The sequence below is a fragment of the Methylobacterium sp. 1A genome (assembly GCF_058072805.1).
This window is the reverse complement of the sequence record NZ_JBYQVE010000001.1, coordinates 2,082,371-2,106,776: the sequence shown is the minus strand read 5'-3', so window position 1 is coordinate 2,106,776 and position 24,406 is coordinate 2,082,371. Positions and strand designations below refer to the sequence as shown.

Genomic DNA, 24,406 nt, shown 5'->3' with positions numbered 1-24,406 from the left:
CGTCCAGGGATTCGCCCATCGTGCCCGACCCGCAAGCCGCCCGGACACTGCCTAAGGTCGCGACCGGCATCACCGGTTTCGACGACCTGACCCATGGCGGTCTGCCGGCCGGGCGGCCGACGCTCATCTGCGGCGCCGCGGGCTGCGGCAAGACGCTGTTCGCCACGACCTTTTTGGTCAACGGCGCGACGCTCTACGGCGAGCCCGGCGTGTTCATGAGCTTCGAGGAGCGGGCCGAGGATCTGGCGGCGAACGTCGCGTCGCTCGGCTACGACCTCGACGGTCTCGTCGCCGCCGGCCATCTCGCCATCGACCACGTGCGCGTGGAGCGGAGCGAGATCGAGGAGACCGGAGAGTACGACCTCGAGGGCCTGTTCATCCGCCTCGGCTTCGCGGTGGACTCGATCGGGGCCAAGCGCGTCGTCCTCGACACGATCGAGACGCTGTTCGCGGGCTTCACCGATCCGACCCTGCTCCGCGCCGAGCTGCGCCGCCTGTTCGGCTGGATCAAGGATCGCGGCCTGACCGCGATCATCACGGGCGAGCGCGGCGACGGGCCGCTCACCCGCCAGGGCCTGGAGGAGTACGCCTCCGACTGCGTCGTGCTGCTCGACAACCGCGTCGAGGACCAGATCACCACGCGACGGTTGCGCGTCGTCAAGTATCGAGGCTCCGCTCACGGCACCAACGAGTACCCGTTCCTGATCGATCACGCGGGGATCAGCGTCCTGCCGGTGACCTCGGCGGATCTCGTCTACGGGGTGCCCGACGGCATCCTCTCGACGGGGATCGCCGGGCTCGACGCCATGCTGGGACCGCGGGGCTTCCATCGCGGCTCCGGGATCCTGATCTCCGGCGAGGCCGGGACCGGGAAGAGCATGCTCGCCGCCTCGATCCTCGACGCGGCCTGCCGGCGCGGCGAGCGCTGCATGGCCTTCGTGTTCGAGGAGAGCGGTGCCCAGATCATCCGCAACGCGCGCTCGATCGGGCTCGACCTCGCCGCGCACGTGGCGAGCGGCCGCCTCCGCTTCGAGGCCGCGCGGCCGAGCCTGTTCGGTCTGGAGACGCATCTCGCGCGGATGCACCGCGACCTCGACCAGTTCCGGCCGGACGTGGTGGTGCTCGACCCGATCTCGGCCCTGCGCGGGTCGTCGGGCGAGCTGCAGGCGACGCTCCTGCGCATGATCGACCTGATCAAGACCCGCGGCATCACGGCGATCTTCACGACCCTCCGCGGCGACGGCTCCCTGATCGAGGACAACGATCTCGGCGTGTCCTCCCTGATGGATGCCTGGATCAAGCTTCAGAACATGGAGGCGAACGGCGAGCGGACGCGGACCCTCTACGTCATCAAGGCGCGGGGTATGAGCCACTCCAACCAGATCCGCGAATTTCTGATGTCGTCGGACGGGATCCAGTTGGTGGATGCCTATATTGGTCCTTCAGGTGTTCTCACCGGCACCGCGCGCCTGGTTCAGGAGGCTCAGGAACGCGCGGCCGCGCAGCAGCACCGGGACGCGACCGAGCGCCGGCTCCGGGATATGGCGCGCCGACGCTCCGCCTTGGAGCGTCAGATCGAGGAGCTCAGGGCCGGTCTCGAGGCGGCCGTGGACGAGGAGGAGAGCCTGCGTACCGAGGACGCGGCGCGGGGCGTCACGCTCGCGGCGGAGCAGCAGGCGTTGAGCGCACGACGGAGTGCCGCGGAATGAGCGATACGACATCGGACGACCAAGCACCCGAGACGGATCCCGACCGCGATTCCGGCCACTATCACCTGCGCCTCTACGTCGCCGGGCAGACGGCCAAGTCTCTCGCTGCCCTGAGCAACCTGAAGCGGTTCTGCGAGGAGCACCTGGCCGGCCATTACGACATCGAGGTCATCGACCTCATGAAGAACCCTCAGCTCGCCGCCGGCGATCAGATCCTCGCGATCCCGACCCTCGTGCGCCGGCTGCCGTCGCCGCTCAAGCGGATCATCGGCGACCTGTCGAACACCGAGAAGGTTCTGGTCGGCCTCGACATCCGTCCCAAGGCCGACCGGCCTTGAACGCGGCCGCCTCGTCTCCGACGGACGCGGAGCACGTCCGGTTGCGGCTGTTCGTGGCCGGAACCGCGTCGCGCTCGCTGCGCGCGGTCGAAGTGCTGCGCCGCATCTGCGAAGCCCACTTCCCGGGCCGCTACGAGCTGGAGATCGTCGACATCTATCAGCAACCCGACCTTGCCGAGCGCGACGGGATCCTCGCCGCGCCCACACTCCTGAGACTGGCGCCGGGGCCGGAACGGCGCCTCTCGGGCGACCTCCTGGACGAGGGCCGCGTGCTGCGCAGTCTCGAGATCGCGTCCGCCGCGGAGCCGCTCTGATGGGTGTGGACGCTCTGCTGCCCGGCGACGAGCCCGGGCTCGACGCCTATCGCGCCCATATCCGCGAACTCGAGGCGCGGCTGGAGGAGAGCGAGGAGACCCTCGCGGCCATCCGCCGGGGCGATTTCGACGCCGTCGTGGTGGAGGGGCCGAACCACGAGCGCCTCGTCTACACGCTCGAGAACGCGGACCTGCCCTACCGGGCGCTGATCGAGCAGATGCAGGAAGGCGCGTTCACGTTGGCGCTGGACGGGACGCTGCTCTACTGCAATCGGCGGCTGGCCGAGATGCTCGGCGAGCCGCAGGAGCGCCTGACCGGCCGCACGCTCCAGGGTTTCGTCCACGCGGACGTCGACCTCGGGCGCCTGATCCGGCACGCGATGGACGGGCCCGTCCGCGAGGAGATCGCGCTGCACGCGGCGGGATCGGAGAGCGCGACCTTCCTGTCGCTCAGCCGCTTCGCCTGCCAGGGCGATCAGCCGCTCCTCTGCGGGATCCTGACGGATCTGACCGAGCAGCGACGCAATATGCAGGCGTTGGCGGAGGCTCATGCCAAACTCCAGTCCGAGAGCGCCGAGCGCGAGCGCGTGGAGGAGGCGCTGCGGCAGTCGCAGAAGCTCGAAGCGGTGGGGCAGCTGACCGGCGGCGTCGCCCACGACTTCAACAACCTGTTGACGGTGATCAAATCCTCCACCGACCTGCTCAAGCGCCCGGACCTGCCGGAGGAGCGCCGTCGCCGTTACGTCGAGGCCATCTCCGACACGGTCGACCGCGCCGCCAAGCTGACCGGCCAGCTCCTGGCCTTCGCGCGTCGCCAGGCCCTCCGGCCCGAAGTTTTCGAGGTGGGCGCCTCGCTGCGGGCCGTGGCGGAGATGCTGGATTCGGTCACCGGAGCGCGCATCAGCGTTCTGGCCGAGATCCCCGCCACCCCCTGCTACATCCGCGCCGACCTCAGCCAGTTCGAGACCGCGCTGATCAACATGGCGGTGAACGCCCGCGACGCGATGGGCGGTGAGGGCACCCTCACCCTGAAGCTATCCGGCGACCGGCCGATGCCGGCGATCCGCGGTCACGCGGGGTCGCGCAGCACCTTCGCGGCGGTGTCGCTGTCCGACACCGGCATCGGCATTCCGGCCGACGTGCTGCCGCGCATCTTCGAGCCGTTCTTCACCACCAAGGACATCGGCAAGGGCACCGGGCTCGGGCTGTCCCAGGTCTTCGGCTTCGCCAAGCAGTCCGGGGGCGACGTCGACGTGTCGAGCAGCCCGGGCCACGGCACGACCTTCACGCTCTACCTGCCGCAGGCGGAGCACGCGCCGGACATGTCCGTCACGCCGCGGAGCGAGGAGAACGGGCTCGACGGCGCCAGCCTCTGCGTGCTGGTCGTCGAGGACAACATCGAGGTCGGCCGCTTCGCCACGCAGATCCTGGAAGATCTCGGGCACAAGACCGTCTGGGCGACCAATGCCGAGGAGGCGCTCGTCGAGATCGAGAGGATCCCCTTCCGCTTCGACGCCGTCTTCTCCGACGTCGTGATGCCCGGCATGGGCGGTATCGCGCTGGCCCGCGAGCTGCAGCGGCGCCTGCCCGACCTGCCGGTGGTCCTCACCTCCGGCTACAGCCACGTGCTGGCGCAGGAGGGCGTCCACGGCTTCGACCTGATCCAGAAGCCCTACTCGGTGGATCAGCTCTCGCAGACCCTCCGCAAGGTCGTCGGCAAGGGCCGCGCCGGAGCCCGGCGTCGGCGCTGAGGCCGGCTCCTAGCGGGTGCCGTACATCCGGTCGCCGGCGTCGCCGAGGCCCGGGACGATGTAGCCGTGGTCGTTCAGGTGGCTGTCGATCGCCGCGGTCCAGACCGGCACGTCCGGATGGGCGGCCTGGAACTTGGCGAGGCCCTCCGGCGCCGCCAGTAGGCAGACGAAGCGGAGGTCGGAGGCGCCCCGGGCCTTGAGGCGGTCGAGGGCCGCGATCGCCGAGTTGGCGGTCGCCAGCATCGGATCCAGCACCAGCACCGTCCGGTCGGCCAGATCGGACGGCGCCTTGAAGTAGTACTCCACGGCTTCCAGCGTCTCGGGATCCCGGTAGAGCCCGATATGCGCGACGCGGGCCGACGGGACCAGCGACAGCATGCCGTCGAGAAAGCCCACTCCGGCGCGGAGGATCGGCGCGAGCACCAGCTTCTTGCCCTGGATCTGCTGCCCCTGCATCGGCTGGAGGGGCGTCTCGATGGTGACGGGCTCCAGCGGGAGGTCACGGGTCACCTCGTAGGCCAGCAGCATCCCGATCTCGTTGAGGATCTGCCGGAAGCCCTTGGTCGAGCGGTTCTTGTCCCGCAGATGGGTCAGCTTGTGCTGCACCAGCGGGTGATCGACCACGGTGACCCGAGCCGTCGACATGCCCCGAACCCTCCCCTTGCGGTTGAGGAGCAATGCAGGAGCGAAGGCCGGGGTGCAACTCGTCCCGGTGATCCCGGCGGAAGGCCGGATCGACGGAGGTGCGTGAGGACTCTGGTAGGCATCGCGGCCGGGCGCTGAATCCTCTCGGAAGGATGGGGGCTCGGTCGGCGCGGTCCGTCGCGTGCGGGTCCGGCACAAACGTCACTTGTCTCGTCGCCGTCAACGCTTTCGTCTGGATAAGAGAGATTTTCGGGCGAACCGGATACCCGAACCTGCGCGACGGTTCACCTTTATCTGATATGATAATGTAGCTTTGCTCGGTAAATTATCGGTTTCTGCAGTATTTTTATAAGCAAAAATCGTTCTGTGATGTTTCTAAGGCGCGAGTTGCGCGGGATCCCGAAGTGGCTAGATGCAGTCGCCTGCGTCGGGCCGCCCGATGCGACCGTCCCGCACTCGGATCTGGCCGAGGATCGTCATGCGCGCATCCATTCCACTCAAAGCAATCCTGGCCCTTCTCTTCGCGGGACTTGCCCTGATCTCCGCGGCGCAGGGCGGTCTGTCCCTCCGTCAGCTGGCCGGGATCGGGCAGGCTGCGACGGCGCTGGCCAGGGACTGGGTGCCCTCCCTCGAGAAGGTCGGCGCGATCGAAGTGGCGGCCTCCGAGGTGCGCATCAAGCAGTACCGGCTCATCCTGCTGTCGGATACGCCGGAGCACCGGGACGCCAATGAGGCCGCCCTGGCGACCACGCACGCGCGGCTGCGCGACGCGCGCCGGGCTTACGAACCGCTGATCACCACCGCCGAGGAGCGGCGGCACTACGACGCGTTCGGCGCGTCCTGGACCCGATTCGCGGAGGTGGATCGGGACGTGCGGCGCCTCGTGGAGGCGGGGCGGCAGACGGAGGCGACCGCGCTGCTGATCCGGCCCGACGTCGTGGCACTGTACGACGGTGCCCGGGCGGCCCTGGCCCGTCTGGCGGACCACGACGAGAAAGCGGCGCAGCAGGACGCGGACGCGGCGATGATCCGGGTCGAGGCCGCGTCCGCCGCGGCCGTCGCCAGCATCGGCCTCGCGCTGGTGTCCGCCCTGGCGGCGGCGATCTTCGGCCTCCTCTACATCTCGCGGCCGATCGCCGCGATGACCGCCGCGATGACCCGGCTGGCGCGGGGTGAGGCCGGCACCGAGGTCCCGTTCCGGCATCGTCGCGACGAGATCGGCGCCATGGCGGCGGCCGTGCAGGTGTTCAAGGACAACCTGATCCGCACCCGGCAGCTGGAGGCCGAGGCCGAGGCGGCCCGGCAGGACGCGGAGCGTCAGCGCGGCCTCGCGATGCGGCAGGTCGCCGACCGCTTCGCCGACGCCGTCGGCGGGATCGTCGCGCAGGTCTCGACCGCGGCGGCCGGCCTGCAGGCCACGGCCCGCGGCATGACGGAGACCGCGGCCGAGACCGCGGGGCAGTCGACCACCGTCGCGGCCGCGGCCGAGGAGGCGGCCAGCAACGTCGGCACCGTGGCGGCGGCGGCCGAGGAACTCGGCGCCTCCGTGCAGGAGATCGGCCGGCAGGTCGACGGCTCGGCCAGCCTCGCCCGCGCGGCGGTCGCGGAGGCCGACCGGACCGGCGCGCTGGTCCGGGACCTGAGCGAGGCCGTGGCGCGGATCGGCGACGTGGTCGGGCTGATCTCGACCATCGCGGGCCAGACCAACCTGCTGGCGCTCAACGCCACGATCGAGGCGGCGCGCGCGGGCGCGGCCGGCCGCGGCTTCGCGGTGGTGGCCACCGAGGTGAAGGCGCTGGCCGAGCAGACCGCCAAGGCGACCGAGGAGATCGCGGGTCAGATCGGGCGGGTGCAGGCCTCGACCGGGCAGGCCGTCGCGGCGATCGGGACGATCACGGCCCGGATCCGGGACATCGACGGCGTGGCGACCACGATCGCGGCGGCGGTGGAGCAGCAGGGCGCGGCGACCCACGAGATCGTCCGCAACGTCGGTCAGGCCGCGGCCGGCACCGGCGAGGTGACCCGCAGCATCGTCAGCGTCGCGGGGGCCGTCGAGAAGACCGGTCAGGCCGCCGGGCAGGTTCTGGCCGAGGCGTCGCGGCTCTCGGAGCAGTCCGAGCACCTGAGCGGCGAGGTGGCGCGGTTCCTCGATCGCGTCCGCGCGGCCTGAGACGGCACGTGGCGTTCAGGGGTGCGTCCGGGCCGATGAGCCCGGACGCCGCGTCGCAGAATCAGACCGCGCGGCCGCCACCCTCGGTCCGGCGCTTGGCCATGAACGCGTCGAACTGCTCGCGGTCGCGAGCGCGCTTCAGCTCCTCCACGAAGTCCGAGAAGGCGCGGCTCTCTTCCTCGAGGGCGCGGCGCTGCGCCTCGAGGCGGTCGAGCTCGGCCCGGCGGTACTCGTCGAAGGCGGCATTCCCGCTGCCGCCGCGGCGGTTCGCGGCCTCGAAAGCGCGGGCGAAGCGCGACGCGGGGCGCCCGCCCTCGAACCCCGACACCGTCCGGCGCGCGGCGTCCCGCATCTCGGCGAAGGCCGGGTAGCCCGCGAATTTCCAGGCCACGAGCGCGAGGCCGACCGGCCACCAGTAGATGAAGCCCACCACGATCGCGCCGATCTCCAGCGACCGACGCGGGAACGGGCCGGACCGGCAGAGCCTGCCGGTCGCCCAGGGAGAGGAGGATTGAGAGGTCACGGCTGTGCTCCGCTGTTCATGTGAACGCGGTTAACATGCGGGTCCGGCGGGGGCCTTTCAAGGCCGCCCACCGCCGCCGTCGCGCTCGCCGGGGCGCCCCGCCCCGTGGACCAGAGCGAGGACTCCGGCCCGCAGCAACTCGTACTTGTCGGGGAAGCCGGGGCCGCGCGGCAGATGGCCGGCGGCCGAGAGGGTGGCGAGGCCGTGCGCGAGGGCCCAGACCTCCAGGGCGATGAAGCGGGGCGCCACGCCCCCGAACCCGTCCGCGAAGGTCGCCTGCAGCGCTTCCACCAGCAGGTCGAAGGGACTCGGCCGCGCCTCCGCACCGGGGGTGCCGGGCGGCGCGTCGGGATCGGCCTCGCCGGCGGGTGCCCCGCGGGTCTCGAAGATCGCCGCGTAGTAGGCCGGCTCCTCCTCGGCGAAGGCGAGATAGGTCTCGCCCATCCGGGTGAACCGCTCCAGCGGCGTCCCGCGCGACGTCAGGGCCCGCGCCAGACGCGCGGCGAGCTCCGCGAAGCCGCGCCCGGCCAGCTCCTCCAGGAGCGCCTCGCGGCCGCGGAAATGGCGGTATAAGGCGGCCGGCGTCACGCCGACGAGCCGCGCGGCGTCGACCAGGGTGAAGCCGCCGATCCCGCGTTCGGCGATGAACCGGCGCGCGGCCTCCAGCAGGGCCTCCTTCAGGTTGCCGTGATGGTAGCTCCGCCGGTCGTCCGGTCCGTCCCGCCAGGGTCGCAAGATCTCACATCCTTCGCGCGCCTATTACACCACACCGGACCTCTACGCCCCTGTCGAGTCCGAAGACCAACGCAGTCGGTTTTTCCGAGGTCGGCCTCTACATGACCGGTGAACACGACGGTTGTTTCAGGCGCATGGGGCGACGCTTGACCGCCCCCGGAAAACTGTAACAGTGTTACACATCCGCAACCGGTCTTCCACGGCAGGACAACGAGCATCGCGCATGGCTTTCGTGAGCCTCAAGGCGTGGCGAACCCGCTCGGCGGAGCGCGCCGCGATCGCGGCGCGCCTGAAGCAGGATCTGCGGACGGCCCTCGGCCTCGGAGAAGCCGACACGCTGGCGGTCAACGAGATCGCCTGCGCCGATCCGGGCTGCCCCGACATGGAGACGATCGTGCTGGTGATGCGCGCCGGCGCGCCCACGCGGGCCCTGAAGATCCGGCGCCCGATCGACGCGGTGGATCCCGACGACATCGCGGCGCTCGTGGCGGAGGACCGGTCGTCCGACGCGTCGCCGTCCGGCGTCTCGACAATGTGATCCGGCGCGGGGGCTTTCCGTCTTTGGGGCGCACAGGTCACAGGGACGGGGCCGGGCGCGCGACGTAGCATCCCGCCACCAGCAGCCCCCCGCGCCGACGGGGTCGCGGGAGGATCGCACGCCATGAAGAGCCGCCGTCACGTCCTCGCGCTCGTCGGCCTCGCCCTCGCCGGCCCGGCCCTGCTCGAGGTCCCGACCGCTGCCCTGGCGGGCGAGACCCGGCCGTTCTCGGACGCGGCCTTCGAGGCCGCGCAGAAGGGCGGGAAGCCGGTGCTGATCGCGGTCAGCGCCCCGTGGTGCCCGATCTGCCGGACGCAGAAGCCGATCCTCGCGAAACTCGCGGCCGAGCCGCGTTTCAAGGATCTCCAGATCTTCGACATCGACTTCGACAGCCAGAAGGAGCTGCTGCGCCGCCTGAACGTGCGGATGCAGAGCACGCTGATCGCCTACAAGGGCGCGACCGAGGTCGGCCGCTCGGTCGGCGAGACCCAGCCGGAATGGATCGAGGGCCTCGTCGAGAAGACCCTCTGACCGACGGCGCGTCGCCGGATCTCCCCGGTCCGGTCCCGTTCAGGGAAGCTCCGGCATAAGCCCGATCCAGACCCGCACGACGGGTCCGGCGGAGATGATCACCGGTGTCGAGCCCCCCTTTGTCAGACGTCCCGGGTCCCGATGCGATCGTGGCGGTGCCCGTGCGCAACGAGGAGGAGCGGATCGCCGCGTGCCTGCGGGCGATCGACGCCCAGGAGGGTGCTGAATCGGGGCGCGTCGGGCTCGTGCTGTTCCTGAACAACTGCACGGACGGCACCGAGGCCCTCGTCACCGCGCTGGTGCCGACGCTGTCGATCCCGGTCCGGGTGTCCGTCGAGAATTTTTCCGGCGCCCATGCCGGATGGGCCCGGCGCCGGGCCATGGACGCCGCCGCCGCCTGGCTGGGTGATGCGGGGAATGCGGGGATCATTTTGTCGACCGACGCCGACAGCCGGGTCCCGCCCAACTGGGTGGCGCGCAATCGCGCGGCGATCGAGGCCGGGGCCGACGCTGTGGCCGGCCGGGTCGAGCTCGACGCGGCGGAGGCGGCGCTGCTGCCGCCCTCGCTCCCCGCCCGCGGCCGGCTGGAAGACACCTACGACGCCCTGATCACCGAGGTCGAGGCGCGGATCGATCCCGATCCGAACGACCCCTGGCCCTGCCACCGGACCGCGATCGGCGCGACCCTCGCGGTGACCCGCAGCGCGTACCTCGCCGTCGGCGGCATGCCCGAGATCCCGCTCGGCGAGGACGGCGCCTTCATCGCCCGGCTGCTGGAGCACGGGCTGCGGGTCCGGCACGCCACCGACGTCTGCGTGACCATCTCGGCCCGCCTCGCCGGGCGCGCGCCGGGCGGCGTGGCGGACACGATCCGCTCCCGCTGCGAGGAGCCCGACGCGCTCTGCGATGCCCGGATGGAGACCTTCCCGCGCGCCGTGCGGCGCTACCTCTGGCGGCGGCGATTCCGCCAGATGCACGGGCGCGGGGCGCTCGCGCGGAGCGACGGCTGGGCGCGGGCGATCGGCATCGTTCCGCCGGAGGCGCGGCGCATCGCGTCCCTCCCGCTGGGTCAGGCCATCGCGGAGGCGGAGCGCGCCAGCCCGCGCCTCGCCTACCGCCCGATCGGCCCGCGCCAGCTGCCCGGGCAGATCCGGATCGCGCGGGTCGGCGTCGTCGCGATCCGCCTCGGCCTGGGGTTGATCGGCGTGGCGCAGCGGCTCGCGGGCGCGGTCGCGCCCGGGCGGACGGTCTCCGACCCGCGCGGCAGCCGCATCTGACTCCGTCAGGGGCGGCGTTCCAGCACGTCCCGAGGTGCCACGCCGAACCGGCGGCGGAAGGCGCGGCTGAAGGTAGCCGCGTCGGTGAAGCCGCAGCTCGTCATCACCGACCCGATCCGCGTGCCGCCGCGGAGCCGCCTGTAGGCCCGGTCGAGCCGGGCGTCGCGGATCTTCGCCGCCACGCCCTCGTCGCCGGTGAAAGCCGCGTAGAGGCGGCTTCGCGAGACCCGCAGAGCCGTCGGCAGCGATTCCGGCCCGAAGGCGGGATCGTGCAGTCGGCGCTCAATATGGGCGAGGGCCAGGGCCCGCACGGCGTCCCCGGACAGCTCGTCGCCGGCCGTCTCGCCTTGGCGGTCGGCCAGGGCGCGCAGCAGGTGCAGGACGCCCTCGAGGGCGATGCCGGCTTCCGCCTCCGACATACCGCCGACCGTCTCGGAGAACGACCGCAGATAGGTCGCGAACAGGCCGCTGAGCGGCGTCGCGCGGAGACCGCGCCCGGCGAAGGCGTGCACGCTGCCGACCTGGCTCACGAAGGCGGCGCGCGGCACCTGGAGGCGGATCTCCTCGTAGGAATCGCGGCTGCCGATCGCGAAGGGCTGGTCCATGGCATGGACTGCGATGTCGCCGGCGCCCAGCACGGCGCCGCTGTTGCCCTGCTCGATGTAGCCGCTGCCCTGGACGAGGAGCACGATCGCGATGTCGTCGCGCCCGTCCCGGCGCACGTGCTGCGTCGTGCGCTCGACCCCGATCGGTTTGCTCAGGGTGTGCAGGATCGCGCCGTGACGGGTGATCGCGAGCCGGCGGCCCGCCGCGAACGGGATGTCGGGTGCCAGCGGCGTCGCGTCGACGCGCGCCAGTGCCGTGCTGCGCCAGTAGTCGAAGGCGCGCTTCTGATCGACCGAGTCGGTCGTCTCGACGACGATGGGAACGGTTTCGCGAACACTCAAGGCACGGCGATCCCATGCGCCGACGTCGGCCGACGCTCACGCCCGCAACGGGGACGCCGTCGAGAAGGTTGCCGATCCGCGGGAGAGGCGTGACCTGAGCTAATGACCGGCGCGGACCCGCCTCACCGATCCGCCGCCGCCACTCGAGGGTCGGAGCGGGTCGCGGACGCGTCGGCGAAACGCAGCACCACCGCCCGCCCAGCGGCCGGCGGCGACGGCAGGCTCGCGCGGAATCGCGCGGTCTCGGTCGCGGCGAGGATCGTCCGCGGCGGCGCGACCGTGAAGGTCTTGATCGTCCGACCGCCGGCGTCGCGGATCTCGACGCTCAGCGGCGCGACGGGCGCGTCCGAGCGCGCGACGCCGACGAGGTCGCCCTCGACGACGAGTTCCGCGTGACTGTCGTCCTCGGCCGGGTTGTTGAAGGCGACGACGTCGCGGATCTCGATCCCGCGCACGTTCACCGGCAGGCCGATGCGCGCGAACAGGGAGGCGGTCTGCGGGACGGCCCGGACCACGCTGGTCCGGGCGAGGCAGACGAGCGGGATCGCCGCCAGGAGTGTCAGGCCGAGAGCCAGCGACGGGGTCAGACCCGGGATCGCGCGGCGCGCCTTCCCGGCGGCCTTCCCGGCGGACTTGCGCTTGGCGGACCGTCGGGATTCGGGCGCCGGAACGTCGGTGGCATTCCGCACCGAGGCGGTCGCCTCCTCCCAGGCCGCGTCCGCGAGGGGATCGGTCTCGGCCTGCGCGGCGAGCTCCGCCTCGTGGCCGGCGAGGACGTCGGCGGGCGAGATGAACCACGTCTCGCGGCAGGCGGCACAGCGGACCGAACGGCCCTCCATGCCGACCTTGCTGGCGTCGATGCGATATTCGCTCGCGCAGCTCGGGCAGGCGATCAGCATCCGCGCCATACTCGCATCGATCGGCCGCGACCGGGCCGGACTGTGAATTGCTTGAAGAAGTGTGCCCGAACAGGGTTAAGGGGCCGTGAAATCCCCGAGGCCTTGAAAACGCCCGCCGCTCCGGCGATTCCCGAGGGACGGACAGACGAGATACGGCACGGCTTTGAACCTACAGGCGAGCATGAAGAGCCTGCTGCCCGGCGCGGAGCGGCCGGTGGTGCAGTTCGAGAATGTCGGCATGCGCTACGGCCTCGGGCCGGAGGTGCTGTCCGACGTGAGCTTCCGCATCGCGCCGCGCTCCTTCCAGTTCCTGACCGGCCCGTCCGGCGCCGGGAAGACGACGCTGCTGCGCCTGATCCTTCTGTCGGTGCGGCCGACCCGCGGGCTCGTCTCGATCTTCGGCGAGGAGGTGAGCGACATCTCCGCGAAGGCGCTGACCGGGCTCCGGCGCCGGATGGGCGTGGTGTTCCAGGATTTCCGGCTCCTCGACCACCTGACCACCTACGAGAACGTCGCCCTGCCCCTGCGCGTCCAGGGCCGGGCCGAGGCCAGCTACCGGGCCGAGGTGGTGGAACTGCTGCGCTGGGTCGGCCTCGGCGAGCGCATGCACGCCCTGCCCCCGCTGCTCTCGGGCGGCGAGAAGCAGCGCGCGGCCATCGCCCGCGCGCTGATCGCGCGGCCCGACCTGCTGCTCGCGGACGAGCCGACCGGCAACGTCGATCCCGGCCTCGGGCGGCGGCTGCTGCGCCTGTTCCTGGAGCTGAACAAGCTCGGGACCTCGGTCATCATCGCCACCCACGATTTCGGCATCATGGACGCCGTCGATGCCCGCCGGATGGTCCTGGGCGAAGGCCGGCTGCGGATCGAGGAATGAGTACTCAGGCGATGCCGCGGACGAAGGCCGGTGGATCGGCCGTGCCGCCCGACCCGTCGACGCCGGCCAACCTGCGCCGCAACGCGCCGCTGGTGCCCACCGACACGGCGGCGGGGCGCTCCCTCGCGGCGGTCATCGCGATCCTCACCTTCCTCGCCGGCCTCTGCGCGGGCGCGGCCGAGATGGTCGCGACCAACGCCGCCCAGTGGCAGGGCGACGTGGCGCGGGAGGTCACGATCCAGGTCCGGCCCGGTCCCGGCCGCGACGTCGACGCCGACGTCGCGCGCGCCGACGGCATCGCCAAGGCCGAACCCGGGATCGCGGAGACGCGGGTGTTCAGCAAGGCCGAGGCGGAGCGCCTGCTCGAGCCGTGGCTCGGGACCGGGCTCGACCTGTCCGACCTGCCGGTGCCGCGGCTCATCGCCCTCAAGCTCTCCAGCAGCCAGGCGGCCGACCTGAAGCGGCTGCGATCACGCCTCGTCGAGGCGCTGCCGGGCGTCGCCAGCCTCGACGACCACGCGCTCTGGCTGCAGCGGCTCTCGACCGCCGCCAACGCCTTCGTGGGGATCGGGATCGGGCTCGTGCTGCTCGTCCTGATCGCCACCGGCCTCGCGGTGACCTTCGCGACACGCGGCGCCATGGCGAGCAACCGCGAGGTGGTGGAAGTGCTGCATTTCGTCGGCGCCGACGACGACTACATCGCCCGCGCGTTCCAGCGGCGGTTCTTCGGCCTGGGCCTGCGCGGCGGCGCGATCGGCGCCGGTCTGGCCCTCGTGGCCTTCGTGATCGCCGGGCTCCTCGCCCGGGCCGCGCGCTCCGGACCGGCCGGTCAGGAGGTCGAGGCGCTGTTCGGCGCGTTCCATATCGGCCTGCGCGGCTACGCCAGCGTGATCCTGATCGGCGTGATCGCGTCCCTCGTCACAGGCGTCGTCTCGCGCGTGACCGTGCGGCGCTTCCTGGCCTGATCCCTGCTGCGTCACGAAGACGTGGAAATAGGGGGTCTTCCGAGCGCGTTTACCATCTGGAAACTTTATCGTTGCGGTGTGGAAACAGCCGACCGCGCCGGCCTCCGAGCCGCCGCAATCGGCGCCGATTCTCCGGAGGATGACCACGCGTATGCTGCGCGCATCGGATCCGCCCTCGACCGACGCCGTCGGCTGGGCCTGGCACGAGTGGGGTCTCCCGCGCCGCGCCGCCGCGCGCCCGCGCGACCGGCGGCGGATCGCGCTCTGGACCTGCGGCCTCGGCGCCGGGCTCGGGATGCTGGCCCTGTTCGCGGGGTTTCTCGTGTTCGTCGGCGCGCTCGCCCGCCAGGAGCGGACGCCGACCGACCGGGCGGACGGGATCGTCGCGCTGACCGGCGGTGCCCAGCGGATCGGCGACGCGATCGACCTGCTCGCCGGCGGCTACGGGCGGCGCCTGCTCATCACCGGGGTCAACGAGCGGACCAGCCGCGACGAGATCGCCCGGCTGAACCCGACCCAGCGCGCCCTGATCGCCTGCTGCGTGGATCTCGACTACCGGGCGCGCAACACGATCGGGAACGCCATCGAGACGCGCCGCTGGATGCGCGCGCACCGGTTCAGCACCGTGGCGGTCGTGACCTCGAACTACCACATGCCGCGGACGCTGGTCGAACTCGACCACGCCCTCCAAGACAGCGACCGCGTCCTGCCGCATCCGGTCGTGAGCGAGGCCTTCGATGCCGATCGCTGGTGGCAGAACCCGCCGGCCGCGCGCCTCCTGGCCTCCGAATACATGAAGTTCCTGGTCAGCTGGGTCCGCACGCGCTTCGAGGCCGATCCCGAACGCTCCCGCGCGGCGATCCTGATCGGGCGCGGCAAGCCGGTGAAGATGGTGGCCGAGCCGCTCATGCTCCGCGGCGTGGATTGAGGGCGCGGCGCGCGCCACGCCCGCCCCTACAGCCCCTTGCAGCGGGCCTTGATCGCGGCCGAGAACTCGCGGTCCGACCCCTGGACCTGGGCGAGGCGCTCGCCGCGCTCCGAACCGGACAGGCAGCGACCGTAGACGCTCGCCACGCGGCGCATCGTCTCCACGTGGCGCCGCCAGACGCGGCAGTTCTTGGCGTCGTCCCCGTCCGCCTGCTCGAGCTGCTCGAGGGCCTGGCGCTGCATCGACTGCGCCACCAGGACGTCGCGCGCACAGGTGGTCTCGCCCTGGGCGGCGGCGCCGGAGATGCCGGCCGCGAGGGTCAGGGCGGCGGCCGTTCGGAAGCTCTGGATCATCACGCGGCCTGCGGTGCCGTCGAGCGCGTCAGGAGCGCGTAGAGCGCGCCGGCGTCCCGGGCGGCCCGGATATGCGCGAGCATGCCCGGCTCGCGCAGGATGCGGGCGACCTGCGCGAGGGCCTTCAGGTGATCGGCGCCGGCGCCCTCGGGCGCGAGCAGCAGGAAGGCGATGTCCACGGGCTGGCCGTCGAGCGCCTCGAAGTCCACCGGCCGGTCGAAGCGCGCGAACAGCCCGAAGAGACGGTCGAGACCGGGCAGCTTGCCGTGCGGGATCGCCACGCCGTCGCCGATGCCGGTCGACCCGAGCCGCTCGCGCTGGAGCAGCGTGTCGAAGACGGGGCGCTCACCGAGGGCGGGCAGGCGCCGCGCCGCCTGCGCGGCGAGGTCCTGCAGCACCTGCTTCTTGGCGCGGGCGCGCAGGGCCGGCACGACCGAGTCGGGGTCGAGGAATTCCAGAACTGGCATCGAACGACCGTTGCCCCGTCGCCCGTTCGCGAGGAAGCGGGCCTCGTCGCAGGGGCATCGACGACCGTTCCGGCCGCGCCCCCACCAGATTCAATAAGCGGGGAAACCAGCCGGTTCCGGCTCCGTTCCTCCCGACCCGCGGCGTCACTCGGTGGCGTTCGGCGGGTCCACCCAGCCGATCGCTCCGTCGCTCCGCCGATATACGACGTTGACGCGGCCGGTGCCAGCGTGGACGAACACAACCACTGGGGATCCCGTCATGTCGAGGGCCGTCACCGCTTCGCCGATGGTGCGGCGCTGGAGAGTCTTGGTGCTCTCGGCGACGATCGGCGGGTGGGCGTCGCCCTCGGCGGCGTCGTCCTCCTCCACCTCCGGGGCGGCGAACACCGCGTAGGCGGCCTCGACCGCCGCGTCGTCCCCCGGGCCGGTCGCGTGCTGCTTCAGCTTGTGCTTGTAGCGCCGCAGACGGGTCTCCAGGCGCTCGGCGGTCTGCTCGAAGCTCGACCGCGCGTCGTGGGCGAAGCCGTTGGCCTCGATCGTCAGGCCAGAGACGAGGTGCAGGACGCAATCCGTCCGGAAGGCTGTGCCGTCGCGCCGGAGCGTGACGTGGCCGTTGCAGGAATCGTGCATGTGCGAGTCGAGATACTTCGCCTGGATCGCCGACATCCGTTCCTCGACGCGGCCGCGCAGACTCTCGCCGAGATCCACGCCGTGGCCAGTCACTCGCAACGATCCCATGCTGCCTCCCCCGTTCCGATGCAGTCGGCCGAATTAGAGAGCCGGCTCGGGTTAAGTCAACGGAGCCCCTTGCGGTTCAAGCGCTTGCTTAACGCTGGGTTCAGCCGGCCTGTCCGTATACACGGGGCCTCCGGCACCTTGCCTTGCGACGTGAGACGACCGCCTGCATGATGATCGACCCCGGATTCTCCGCCACCGCGACACGCCGCGCCGTCCTGGGGGGCGCGCTCGGCGCTGCCGCGGGACTGCTCCCGGCAGCCGCGCGGGCGGCCGACCCGGAGAAGGCCCCGGCCATGCCCGGCGCCGGCGAGGCATTCGCGGCGGGCACGCTGACCGACCTCGCCCGCGCCCGGGCCGCCGCCCCCTACGCCGCCCTGAAGACCGGCGACGTGCCGACGGTTCTCAAGAACCTCTCCCGCGAGGCCTACGAGGCGATCCGTCCCGCGGAGGGCCGCGCGGTCTGGGCCGACCGGAATGCCGGCTACGTCCTGGAGCCGCTGCTGCGCGGCTCGATCTTCGAGACGCCGGTGTCGCTGTTCGTCGTGGAGAACGGCGTGGTGCAGTCGGTCGGGTACGACAAGTCCGCCATCGCGGCGCCGGGCCTCGATTTGCCCGACCTGACCGCCGACACCGCCTTCTCGGGCTTCCGCCTGCGCGCCCGGTTCGACGGCGCCGACGGGCTGTCGAACTTCGCCCTGTTCCAGGGCGCCTCGTTCTTCCGCCTCGTCGCCGAGGGTCAGGATTTCGGCATCAACGCCCGGGCGCTCGCCCTGCGGCCGGCGGATTCCCGCGGCGAGGAATTCCCGCTGTTCCGGGCCCTGTTCGTCGAGGCGCCGCGGGCGGGCCAGCCGGTCATCGTCCACGCCCTCGCGGAATCGGAATCGGCGACCGCGGCGTTCAAGATCACGCTGACGCCGGGCCGCGACGTCTCCACGGCGCAGATCGACGGGACGGTCTTCGCCCGCGCCGAACTCGACCATATCGGTCTCGGCGGCATGCAGGGCAGCTACCTGTTCGGGCCCCTCGACCGGAACCGCGTGGACGACCTGCGCGCCGCGGCCTTCTCGGTGGAGGGCCTGGCGATCCACAACGGCTACGGCGAGCCGATCTGGCGCCCGGTTCACAATCCCGAGGCGCTGCAGGTCTCGGCCTTCGTGGATCGCGGGCCCAAGGGCTTCGGCCTCATGCAGCGCGCCCGCGCCTACGACGATTTCGAGGACGACCGGCGCCACTGGGAGCAGCGTCCGTCCCTCTGGCTGGAGCCCCTCGACGACTGGAACGAGGGCGCGGTCACGCTGCTGGAGATCCCGAGCGATTCCGAGCTCAACGAGAACGTCTTCGCCTACTGGCGGCCCAAGGCGAAGCTCGCGAAGGGCGCGGAGATGCGCTTCCAGTGCCGGCAGCACTGGTCCAAGGGCTGGCCGGACCCGCTGCCGCCGGAGATCGCCCGGGTGCGCGACAGCCGCTGCGGCCACGGCAGCACGGGGAACCGCCGGCTCTTCGCCGTCGATTTCGAGGGCGACGCGCTGTTCCAGCCCGGCGACATCGACGTCGACCTCGGCGCCTCGGCCGGGACGATCACGCGCCAGGAACGGTTTCGGTACCCCGATCGTAAGACGCTGCGGATCCTGTTCGAGCTCGATCCGGGGAGCGAGCGCGCGAGCGAGCTGCGTCTCGCGCTCCGGCGCGGCCAGGCCCGGGCCAGCGAGACCTGGCTGTTTCGCTGGACACCCTGAACCCCGACCCGATTGCTGAGGAACGGCCTCCCCCGTGCGACTGGACGAGACCATGATGTTGCCGCCAGCGACGGACGCCGGTTCCGGGCGCGAGACCGTGACCGACGGCGGCCGTTATCTGCCGCCCGAGGCCCCCCTGTCGATGCCCGTCCAGGATCTCGCGCGCTGGGATCCGGGGCTCGGTCACCGGCCGGAGCGCCGGGTCCGGACGCCCTGGCCTGAGCGGATCCTGGTGTTCGGCGGCGCCCTGGCGCTCACGGCCTTCGGCGGCTGGCAGATGGTCGAGACCGTGTCGGTCTCCGGCAGCCCGACCGCCCTCCAGCTCGTGCTGGTCGTCCTGTTCTGCCTGACCTTCTCGTGGATCGCCCTGGCCTTCACCAGCGCGGTGCTCGGCTTCGCGACGCTGCTGCGCCGGCCCCGGCCGACGCCGAACCCGGCCGCGCTGCGCACGCGGACCGCGGTCCTGATGCCCGTCTACAACGAGGCGACGGCCCGCACCTTCGCGGGCATCGAGGCCATGCGCGAGGCGGTCGAGGCGACCGGGCTGGGCGATCATTTCGACTGGTTCGTCCTGTCGGACTCCACCCAGCCCGATGCCTGGATCGCCGAGGAGCGGGCCTATCTCGACCTGCGCGGCCGGCTCGGCCCCGAGGCCCGGCTCTACTACCGGCACCGGCCGAAGAACCATCACCGCAAGGCCGGGAACATCGGCGATTTCGTCACCCGCTGGGGCGGGCGCTACGACCACATGCTCGTGCTGGACGCCGACAGCCTGATGAGCGGATCTGCCGTCGTGGCGCTCGCGGCCGCCATGGAGGCGGACCCGGACGCCGGGATCATCCAGACGCTGCCGCTGATCATCAACCGCAACACCCTGTTCGCCCGGCTCCAGCAATTCGCGGCCCGGATCTACGGCCCGGTGATCGCCGCCGGCCTCGCCGCGTGGTCGGGCCGGGACGGCAACTACTGGGGTCACAACGCGATCATCCGGACCCGCGCCTTCGCGGATTCCTGCGGCCTGCCGGACCTGCCCGGGAAGCCGCCCTTCGGCGGACACATCCTGTCCCACGACTTCGTCGAGGCCGCCCTGATCCGCCGGGCGGGCTGGGCGGTGTACATGCTCCATCGCCTGCCAGGCTCGTACGAGGAGAGCCCGCCCTCGCTGATCGACGTGGCGGTGCGCGACCGGCGCTGGGCGCAGGGCAATCTCCAGCACGCGCGGGTGATCGGCGCCGCCGGGCTGCATCCCGCGACGCGGCAGCACTTCGCCACCGGCATCGCCGGCTACCTCGCCTCACCGCTGTGGCTGCTGCAGCTGGTGGTCGGCATCCTGCTGGTGCTCCAGACGGCGACGGAGCGGCCGGACTATTTCGGCGGCGCCGGCTTCTCGCCGGTCTTCCCGCGCTTCGATCCGGTCCGCGCGCTCCAGCTGTTCGGCCTGACCATGGCGGTGCTGCTGGCACCCAAGTTCCTCGGCCTGATCCTGGCGCTGCTGGACGGTCCGGTGCGGCGCGCCTGCGGCGGCGCCGGACGGCTCGTCCTGTCGAGCCTCGTCGAGATCCTGCTGTCCGCCCTGGTGGCGCCGGTGGCGATGGTGATCCAGTCGGGCTCCGTGATGGGCATCCTGCTCGGACGGGACACGGGCTGGAACCCGCAGCGGCGGGACGACGGCTCGATCCCGCTGCGCGACATCGTCGTCCGTCACCGCTGGCACACGCTGCTAGGGCTGGTGGCGGGCGTCGCCGCCTTCGCGATCGCCACCTCGCTGTTCCTCTGGATGAGCCCGACGATCCTGGGTCTCGTTCTGGCGATCCCGATCTCCTGGGCGAGCGGCCAGCTCGGGCTAGGCCTGGCGCTCAAGCGACGCCTGCTCCTCGCCACGCCGGAAGAGGCCACCCCGCCGGAGATCGCGGTCCGCGCCGCGTCCCTCGCGGCCCGCAATGCAGAGCGCGGGTTCGACGAGACGGATGCCCTCGCGGCCCTCCACGCCGATCCCGACCTCGCGCGCGCCCACACGCGGATGCTTCCCCTCGGACAGCGGCGGCCCCGGGGCGCGATCGATCCGGACCAGACCCTGGCCACCGCCAAGATCTGCGAGGCCGAGACGGTGACGGAGGCGCAGGCGTGGCTCTCGCCGAAGGAGCGGATGGCGCTCCTGCACGACCGGGCCCTGGTCGACCGTCTCGTCCGCCTCGACGCGCGCGAACGGTGATCGCGGTCCGTCCGCCCGCAGAGTGACGGGTCGCGGCGCGCGCCCGAGATCGCTCAGCGCCGCTCGCGAAGACGTGTCGGTGCGCCCCGATCGCGAGGTCCACCGAGGCCGCCAGCCGGACCGAGCCGTGAGAAGTGATTAACCATTCGGGTCCTAGATTCGCGCATCGTCATTCGGATCCGGTCATGACCCTCCTGTTCGTGTTCCTGCTCCTGCCGCTCGCGGTGGCCATCGTCCTGGCCCGCGGCGAGCCGATCCGCACCATCAGCTGCCTCGGCGCGATGGGCGTCGGCTGCGTCATCGCCGCCACGAGTCTCGTGAGCCTCGTGCGCCACCGGATCCGGACGACCTGACACCGGACCGGAGCAAGCTACCGTCAGAGGAATCCGACCTGACGCGGGCCGCCGCCCAGGCTGCGCCCCGCACGGGAGACGAGCTGGGAGAAGGCCAGGGCCGCCGCCGTGGCCTGGGCGCGGGACGGGAAGCTGCGTCGCGATTCGAGAACGGGCTCGTCAGTCTCGTTGACGAGAACCCAGGACCACAGCGACCGGCTACGCTCTCGTATCTCGAATTGCACGGGCGCCTCCCTGTCCGGGACATGCGAAGCGAAAGACTTGCATCCGCGGGTGACATCCGGATGACGTTGTTTCGCGACCGTCAAGGCGCGCCGGCCGCCGCGAACTTCCGCTGAAGACTATTGTCTTCGTGGACGGAGCGCGGGGAGATCGATGGTTCAGCATCGTGCCAGCTATCCATCGAGATCTGACCCGAATAATCGGATGCGAAGTCCGTGCCAGGATGAGCGGACAGCCGGCCAGCTATCCCCAGGAACTGCGCTGGCCCCGTGACGGCCGCCTCGGCATCCGCGCTGCCGACGCCCCGACGGGCCTGCGACGCGCGGACTTGACTGGATTGTCTGGATCTCGATGCTCTGACCCGTTGCGGGCGGGGTCGAGGGCATTCTGGCGGCAGCACCCGGTGGCGCTGCGAGGCGGATCGACGTGATGGCAGATCACAGCAGAGTCCCGAACGAACGGTCGCGCCGCCTTCTCGGCGATCTGGCCGAAACTCTCGGATGTTCGGTCGACGTCTTCTTCGATCCGGACCCGCAGGACGACCGTTCGATGACCGAAGAATTGCTGACCCTGTGGTTCTCGATCAAGGATCCCGATGCCCAGCACCGCATCCTGGATTGTGCCCGGGCCGTAAAGGCCGAGGCCGGAGCGGACGCGCAGCCGCGCCCCTGACCGGTGCCTTGTTTCCGACGGCTTGGCGCTCCACCCAGGCAGCCCGTCCGTCGCCGCGCCCCCAGTCGGAGAACCCATGAAATCCGTGAACGCTCTGATCGCCGAGGAACTCGGTGTCGGGGAGGCGCAGGTCGCGGCCACCGTCGCGCTCCTGGACGGCGGCGCGACCGTGCCGTTCATCGCGCGCTACCGGAAGGAGAATACGGGCGGCCTCGACGACACGCAGCTGCGCAGGCTGGAGGAGCGCCTGTCCTACCTGCGCGATCTCAACGAGCGGCGCGCCGCGATCGTCGCGAGCATCACGGCCCAGGGCAAGATGTCCCCGCCCCTGGCGGCGGCCCTCGACGCCGCCGACACGAAGGCGCGGCTGGAGGACCTGTACCTGCCCTTCCGGCCCAAGCGGCGCTCGAAGGCGCAATCCGCCCGCGAAGCCGGCCTCGAACCGCTGGCCCAGGCCCTGCTGAGCCGTCCCGACCGCGCGCCCGAAGCGGTCGCGACCGCTTACGTGTCGGACGCGCGCGGCGTGCCGGACACCGAGGCCGCGCTGGAGGGCGCCCGCGCCATCCTGATCGAGCGCTTCGGCGAGGATGCCGACCTCGTGGGGCGCCTGCGGGCGGATTACTGGCGGACCGGCCAACTCGTCTCGCAGGTGCGCAAGGGCAAGGCGAACGAGGGGGCGAAGTTCTCGGACTACTTCGACTGGAGCGAGCGGCTGGAGCGCATGCCCTCGCACCGGATCCTGGCGATCTTCCGCGGCGAGCGGGAAGAGGTGCTCGACGTCGGCTTCGCCGCGGAGGGAGAGGAGTCGGCGCCGGGCCTTCCCGGGCCTTTCGAGACGGCGATCTGCCGCCGCTTCGAGATCGCGGCGCGGGGGCGTCCCGGCGATGCCTGGCTCCTCGACACGGTGCGCACGGCCTGGCGGACGAAGATCCGGGCCGGGATCAAGCAGGACCTGCGCGGCCGGCTGTTCGAGCGGGCCGAGGACGAGGCCGTGTCGGTCTTCGCCGGGAACCTCAAGGACCTGCTCCTCGCCGCCCCGGCGGGCGGGCGGGCGACGATGGGGCTCGATCCGGGCTACCGGAACGGCGTGAAGGTCGCGGTGGCGGATCGGACCGGGCGGGTCGTCGCGGTCGAGACGACCTACCCGCACGAGCCGCAGCGGCGCTGGCGGGAGGCCGTGGCGACGCTCGGCCGGCTCTGCAGGCTGCACGGCGTGGAACTTCTCGCCGTCGGGAACGGCACCGCGTCCCGCGAGACCGAGCGCCTCGCCGCGGAGATCATCGCGGCGAACCCGGACCTGCCGCTGGCGAAGGTCGTGGTCTCCGAGGCCGGCGCCTCGGTCTACTCGGCCTCCGAGATCGCCGCCAAGGAGTTGCCCGACCTCGACGTGTCCCATCGAGGCGCCGCGTCGATCGCCCGGCGCCTCCAAGATCCCCTGGCGGAACTGGTCAAGATCGACCCCAAGTCGATCGGCGTCGGGCAGTACCAGCACGACGTGAGTGAGGCGAAGCTGTCGCGGTCGCTCTCGGCGGTGGTGGAGGACGCGGTCAACGCGGTCGGGGTGGACGTCAACACCGCCTCCCCGGCCCTGCTGGCGCAGGTCTCCGGCCTCGGCGGCGCGATGGCGGCGCGGATCGTCGCCCACCGCGACACCCAGGGCCCGTTCCGCACGCGGGCGGCGCTCAAGAAGGTCCCGGGGCTCGGCCCGAAGACCTTCGAGCTGGCCGCCGGCTTCCTCCGCATCCAGGGCGGTGACGACCCGCTCGACGGGTCTGGCGTCCACCCGGAAGCCTATCCGGTGGTCCGCCGCATCCTCCAGGCGACGAAGAGCGACATCCACGTCCTGTTCGGCAACACCGCCCTCCTCGGCCGCCTCGCGCCGGAGCCCTTCGTCGACGCGCGCTTCGGCCTGCCGACCGTGCGCGACATCATCGCCGAACTCGAGAAGCCGGGGCGGGACCCGCGGCCGGAATTCAAGACGGCGCGCTTCCAGGAGGGCGTCGAGACGATCGGGGACCTGAAGCCCGGGATGCAGCTCGAGGGTGTCGTCACCAACGTCGCGGCCTTCGGGGCCTTCGTGGATATCGGCGTTCACCAGGACGGGCTCGTCCACATCTCGGCGATGGCCCGGCGGCGGATCGCGTCGCCCACCGAGGTCGTCCGGATCGGCGAGGTCGTACGGGTGCTGGTCCTCAGCGTCGACGTCCCGCGCAAGCGCATCGCGCTGTCGCTGCGGCTCGACGATCCCGTCGAGCCGGGCCAGCAGACCCGGAGGACGGCCGAGCCCCGGCAGGACGCGCCGCGGAGCCGACCGAGCCCGGGTCCGGCCCCCGGCGGGGCGCTGGCCGACGCTCTCCGGCGCGCGGGCGCCGCGCCGCGGCGCGAGTGAGGCACGCCTGACGCGCGCGCACGGCCTCCGCGTCGCGGCCGGAACTGCCGCCGGTGAACCGAGAACATGGTTAGCGCTTCGTAAACCTCCGTGCGGTCAGAGTGCGGGCGTCGTGCCGCG

The 24,406-nt window shown here is 71.7% G+C and carries 25 protein-coding genes; 16 read left to right on the top strand and 9 right to left on the bottom strand.

Annotated elements, in window-relative coordinates; all coding sequences use genetic code 11:
* Positions 1-20 precede the first annotated feature (20 nt).
* From kaiC to ACX9MN_RS10270, 4 genes are read left to right on the top strand one after another with little or no spacing between them, the layout of a single operon-like run.
* The gene (gene kaiC / locus ACX9MN_RS10285; protein ID WP_489724338.1) at positions 21-1,709 is read left to right on the top strand and encodes a circadian clock protein KaiC; all 1,689 of its coding nucleotides are present in this window, start codon (positions 21-23) and stop codon (positions 1,707-1,709) included.
* Positions 1,706-2,047: a circadian clock KaiB family protein gene (locus ACX9MN_RS10280; RefSeq protein ID WP_056528328.1), complete on the top strand. Its 342-nt coding sequence runs from the start codon at positions 1,706-1,708 to the stop codon at positions 2,045-2,047. Before kaiC ends, ACX9MN_RS10280 begins: the two co-directional genes overlap by 4 nt.
* Before the next feature lie 41 nt (positions 2,048-2,088).
* Positions 2,089-2,361 carry a circadian clock KaiB family protein gene (locus ACX9MN_RS10275; protein WP_020096506.1) on the top strand — a complete coding sequence of 91 codons (273 nt, stop codon included), beginning with the start codon at positions 2,089-2,091 and terminating at the stop codon, positions 2,359-2,361.
* A complete protein-coding gene (locus ACX9MN_RS10270) occupies positions 2,361-4,112 on the top strand; it encodes an ATP-binding protein (RefSeq protein ID WP_091976656.1) in 1,752 nt (583 codons plus the stop codon). The genes ACX9MN_RS10275 and ACX9MN_RS10270 overlap by 1 nt, the downstream gene beginning before the upstream one ends.
* A 9-nt stretch (positions 4,113-4,121) precedes the next feature.
* On the opposite strand, the gene upp is transcribed toward ACX9MN_RS10270, so the two are convergent.
* Positions 4,122-4,757 carry a uracil phosphoribosyltransferase gene (upp, locus tag ACX9MN_RS10265; RefSeq protein WP_020096508.1) on the bottom strand — a complete coding sequence of 212 codons (636 nt, stop codon included), beginning with the start codon at positions 4,755-4,757 and terminating at the stop codon, positions 4,122-4,124.
* A 478-nt stretch (positions 4,758-5,235) separates the two neighbouring features.
* Here upp and ACX9MN_RS10260 point away from each other — a divergent pair, with 478 nt between their 5' ends.
* On the top strand, positions 5,236-6,927 hold the full coding sequence (locus tag ACX9MN_RS10260) for a methyl-accepting chemotaxis protein (RefSeq protein WP_489724337.1): 1,692 nt from the start codon (positions 5,236-5,238) through the stop codon (positions 6,925-6,927).
* Between the two features lie 61 nt (positions 6,928-6,988).
* On the opposite strand, the gene ACX9MN_RS10255 is transcribed toward ACX9MN_RS10260, so the two are convergent.
* Both ACX9MN_RS10255 and ACX9MN_RS10250 read right to left on the bottom strand, forming a co-directional pair.
* Positions 6,989-7,450 carry a DUF2852 domain-containing protein gene (locus ACX9MN_RS10255; RefSeq protein WP_489724336.1) on the bottom strand — a complete coding sequence of 154 codons (462 nt, stop codon included), beginning with the start codon at positions 7,448-7,450 and terminating at the stop codon, positions 6,989-6,991.
* Positions 7,451-7,507: 57 nt separating this feature from the next.
* Positions 7,508-8,185 carry a TetR/AcrR family transcriptional regulator gene (locus ACX9MN_RS10250; protein ID WP_489724335.1) on the bottom strand — a complete coding sequence of 226 codons (678 nt, stop codon included), beginning with the start codon at positions 8,183-8,185 and terminating at the stop codon, positions 7,508-7,510.
* A 223-nt stretch (positions 8,186-8,408) separates the two neighbouring features.
* On the opposite strand from ACX9MN_RS10250, the gene ACX9MN_RS10245 reads away from it, so the two are divergent.
* The 3 genes from ACX9MN_RS10245 to ACX9MN_RS10235 all read left to right on the top strand — a co-directional run bounded on the left by ACX9MN_RS10245 (position 8,409) and on the right by ACX9MN_RS10235 (position 10,531).
* Positions 8,409-8,723 (top strand): hypothetical protein, encoded by a 315-nt coding sequence (locus ACX9MN_RS10245; RefSeq protein ID WP_091927819.1) that lies wholly within the window; start codon positions 8,409-8,411, stop codon positions 8,721-8,723.
* Between the two features lie 123 nt (positions 8,724-8,846).
* Positions 8,847-9,254: a thioredoxin family protein gene (locus ACX9MN_RS10240; RefSeq protein ID WP_132366535.1), complete on the top strand. Its 408-nt coding sequence runs from the start codon at positions 8,847-8,849 to the stop codon at positions 9,252-9,254.
* Positions 9,255-9,403: 149 nt separating this feature from the next.
* Positions 9,404-10,531 (top strand): glycosyltransferase family 2 protein, encoded by a 1,128-nt coding sequence (locus ACX9MN_RS10235; protein ID WP_489724334.1) that lies wholly within the window; start codon positions 9,404-9,406, stop codon positions 10,529-10,531.
* A gap of 5 nt (positions 10,532-10,536) precedes the next feature.
* Here ACX9MN_RS10235 and ACX9MN_RS10230 read toward each other — a convergent pair whose 3' ends face one another.
* Both ACX9MN_RS10230 and ACX9MN_RS10225 read right to left on the bottom strand, forming a co-directional pair.
* Positions 10,537-11,478, bottom strand: coding sequence for a helix-turn-helix domain-containing protein (locus tag ACX9MN_RS10230; protein WP_091683334.1), 942 nt, complete (start codon positions 11,476-11,478; stop codon positions 10,537-10,539).
* Between the two features lie 122 nt (positions 11,479-11,600).
* Positions 11,601-12,377, bottom strand: coding sequence for a zinc-ribbon domain-containing protein (locus ACX9MN_RS10225; protein WP_489725220.1), 777 nt, complete (start codon positions 12,375-12,377; stop codon positions 11,601-11,603).
* Positions 12,378-12,558: 181 nt separating this feature from the next.
* Here ACX9MN_RS10225 and ftsE point away from each other — a divergent pair, with 181 nt between their 5' ends.
* The 3 genes from ftsE (at position 12,559) to ACX9MN_RS10210 (ending at position 15,144) form a co-directional block, all read left to right on the top strand.
* On the top strand, positions 12,559-13,251 hold the full coding sequence (gene ftsE / locus ACX9MN_RS10220; protein WP_020093599.1) for a cell division ATP-binding protein FtsE: 693 nt from the start codon (positions 12,559-12,561) through the stop codon (positions 13,249-13,251).
* Positions 13,248-14,216: a cell division protein FtsX gene (locus ACX9MN_RS10215; protein WP_489724333.1), complete on the top strand. Its 969-nt coding sequence runs from the start codon at positions 13,248-13,250 to the stop codon at positions 14,214-14,216. Before ftsE ends, ACX9MN_RS10215 begins: the two co-directional genes overlap by 4 nt.
* A 151-nt stretch (positions 14,217-14,367) precedes the next feature.
* A complete protein-coding gene (locus ACX9MN_RS10210) occupies positions 14,368-15,144 on the top strand; it encodes a YdcF family protein (RefSeq protein WP_056528310.1) in 777 nt (258 codons plus the stop codon).
* 26 nt (positions 15,145-15,170) lie between these two features.
* On the opposite strand, the gene ACX9MN_RS10205 is transcribed toward ACX9MN_RS10210, so the two are convergent.
* The 3 genes from ACX9MN_RS10205 to ACX9MN_RS10195 all read right to left on the bottom strand — a co-directional run bounded on the left by ACX9MN_RS10205 (position 15,171) and on the right by ACX9MN_RS10195 (position 16,702).
* On the bottom strand, positions 15,171-15,497 hold the full coding sequence (locus tag ACX9MN_RS10205) for a hypothetical protein (RefSeq protein WP_020093596.1): 327 nt from the start codon (positions 15,495-15,497) through the stop codon (positions 15,171-15,173).
* Positions 15,497-15,964 carry a PTS IIA-like nitrogen regulatory protein PtsN gene (gene ptsN, locus ACX9MN_RS10200; RefSeq protein WP_020093595.1) on the bottom strand — a complete coding sequence of 156 codons (468 nt, stop codon included), beginning with the start codon at positions 15,962-15,964 and terminating at the stop codon, positions 15,497-15,499. The genes ACX9MN_RS10205 and ptsN overlap by 1 nt, the downstream gene beginning before the upstream one ends.
* A 144-nt stretch (positions 15,965-16,108) precedes the next feature.
* Complete coding sequence (locus tag ACX9MN_RS10195; protein WP_026605000.1) at positions 16,109-16,702, bottom strand: ribosome hibernation promotion factor; 594 nt, start codon at positions 16,700-16,702, stop codon at positions 16,109-16,111.
* 167 nt (positions 16,703-16,869) lie between these two features.
* Here ACX9MN_RS10195 and ACX9MN_RS10190 point away from each other — a divergent pair, with 167 nt between their 5' ends.
* From ACX9MN_RS10190 to ACX9MN_RS10180, 3 genes are all read left to right on the top strand, one after another.
* On the top strand, positions 16,870-18,438 hold the full coding sequence (locus ACX9MN_RS10190; RefSeq protein ID WP_489724332.1) for a glucan biosynthesis protein D: 1,569 nt from the start codon (positions 16,870-16,872) through the stop codon (positions 18,436-18,438).
* A gap of 52 nt (positions 18,439-18,490) precedes the next feature.
* Positions 18,491-20,650 (top strand): glucans biosynthesis glucosyltransferase MdoH, encoded by a 2,160-nt coding sequence (gene mdoH, locus ACX9MN_RS10185; RefSeq protein ID WP_489724331.1) that lies wholly within the window; start codon positions 18,491-18,493, stop codon positions 20,648-20,650.
* A 185-nt stretch (positions 20,651-20,835) separates the two neighbouring features.
* Positions 20,836-21,003: a hypothetical protein gene (locus tag ACX9MN_RS10180; RefSeq protein ID WP_020093591.1), complete on the top strand. Its 168-nt coding sequence runs from the start codon at positions 20,836-20,838 to the stop codon at positions 21,001-21,003.
* A gap of 23 nt (positions 21,004-21,026) precedes the next feature.
* On the opposite strand, the gene ACX9MN_RS10175 is transcribed toward ACX9MN_RS10180, so the two are convergent.
* A complete protein-coding gene (locus ACX9MN_RS10175) occupies positions 21,027-21,227 on the bottom strand; it encodes a hypothetical protein (protein ID WP_020093590.1) in 201 nt (66 codons plus the stop codon).
* Between the two features lie 427 nt (positions 21,228-21,654).
* Between ACX9MN_RS10175 and ACX9MN_RS10170 the strand changes: the two genes are divergently transcribed.
* Positions 21,655-21,897: a hypothetical protein gene (locus ACX9MN_RS10170; protein WP_489724330.1), complete on the top strand. Its 243-nt coding sequence runs from the start codon at positions 21,655-21,657 to the stop codon at positions 21,895-21,897.
* Between the two features lie 76 nt (positions 21,898-21,973).
* Entirely contained in the window at positions 21,974-24,286 is a 2,313-nt protein-coding gene (locus tag ACX9MN_RS10165) for a Tex family protein (protein WP_489724329.1), read from the top strand.
* The last annotated feature ends 120 nt before the right edge of the window (positions 24,287-24,406 follow it).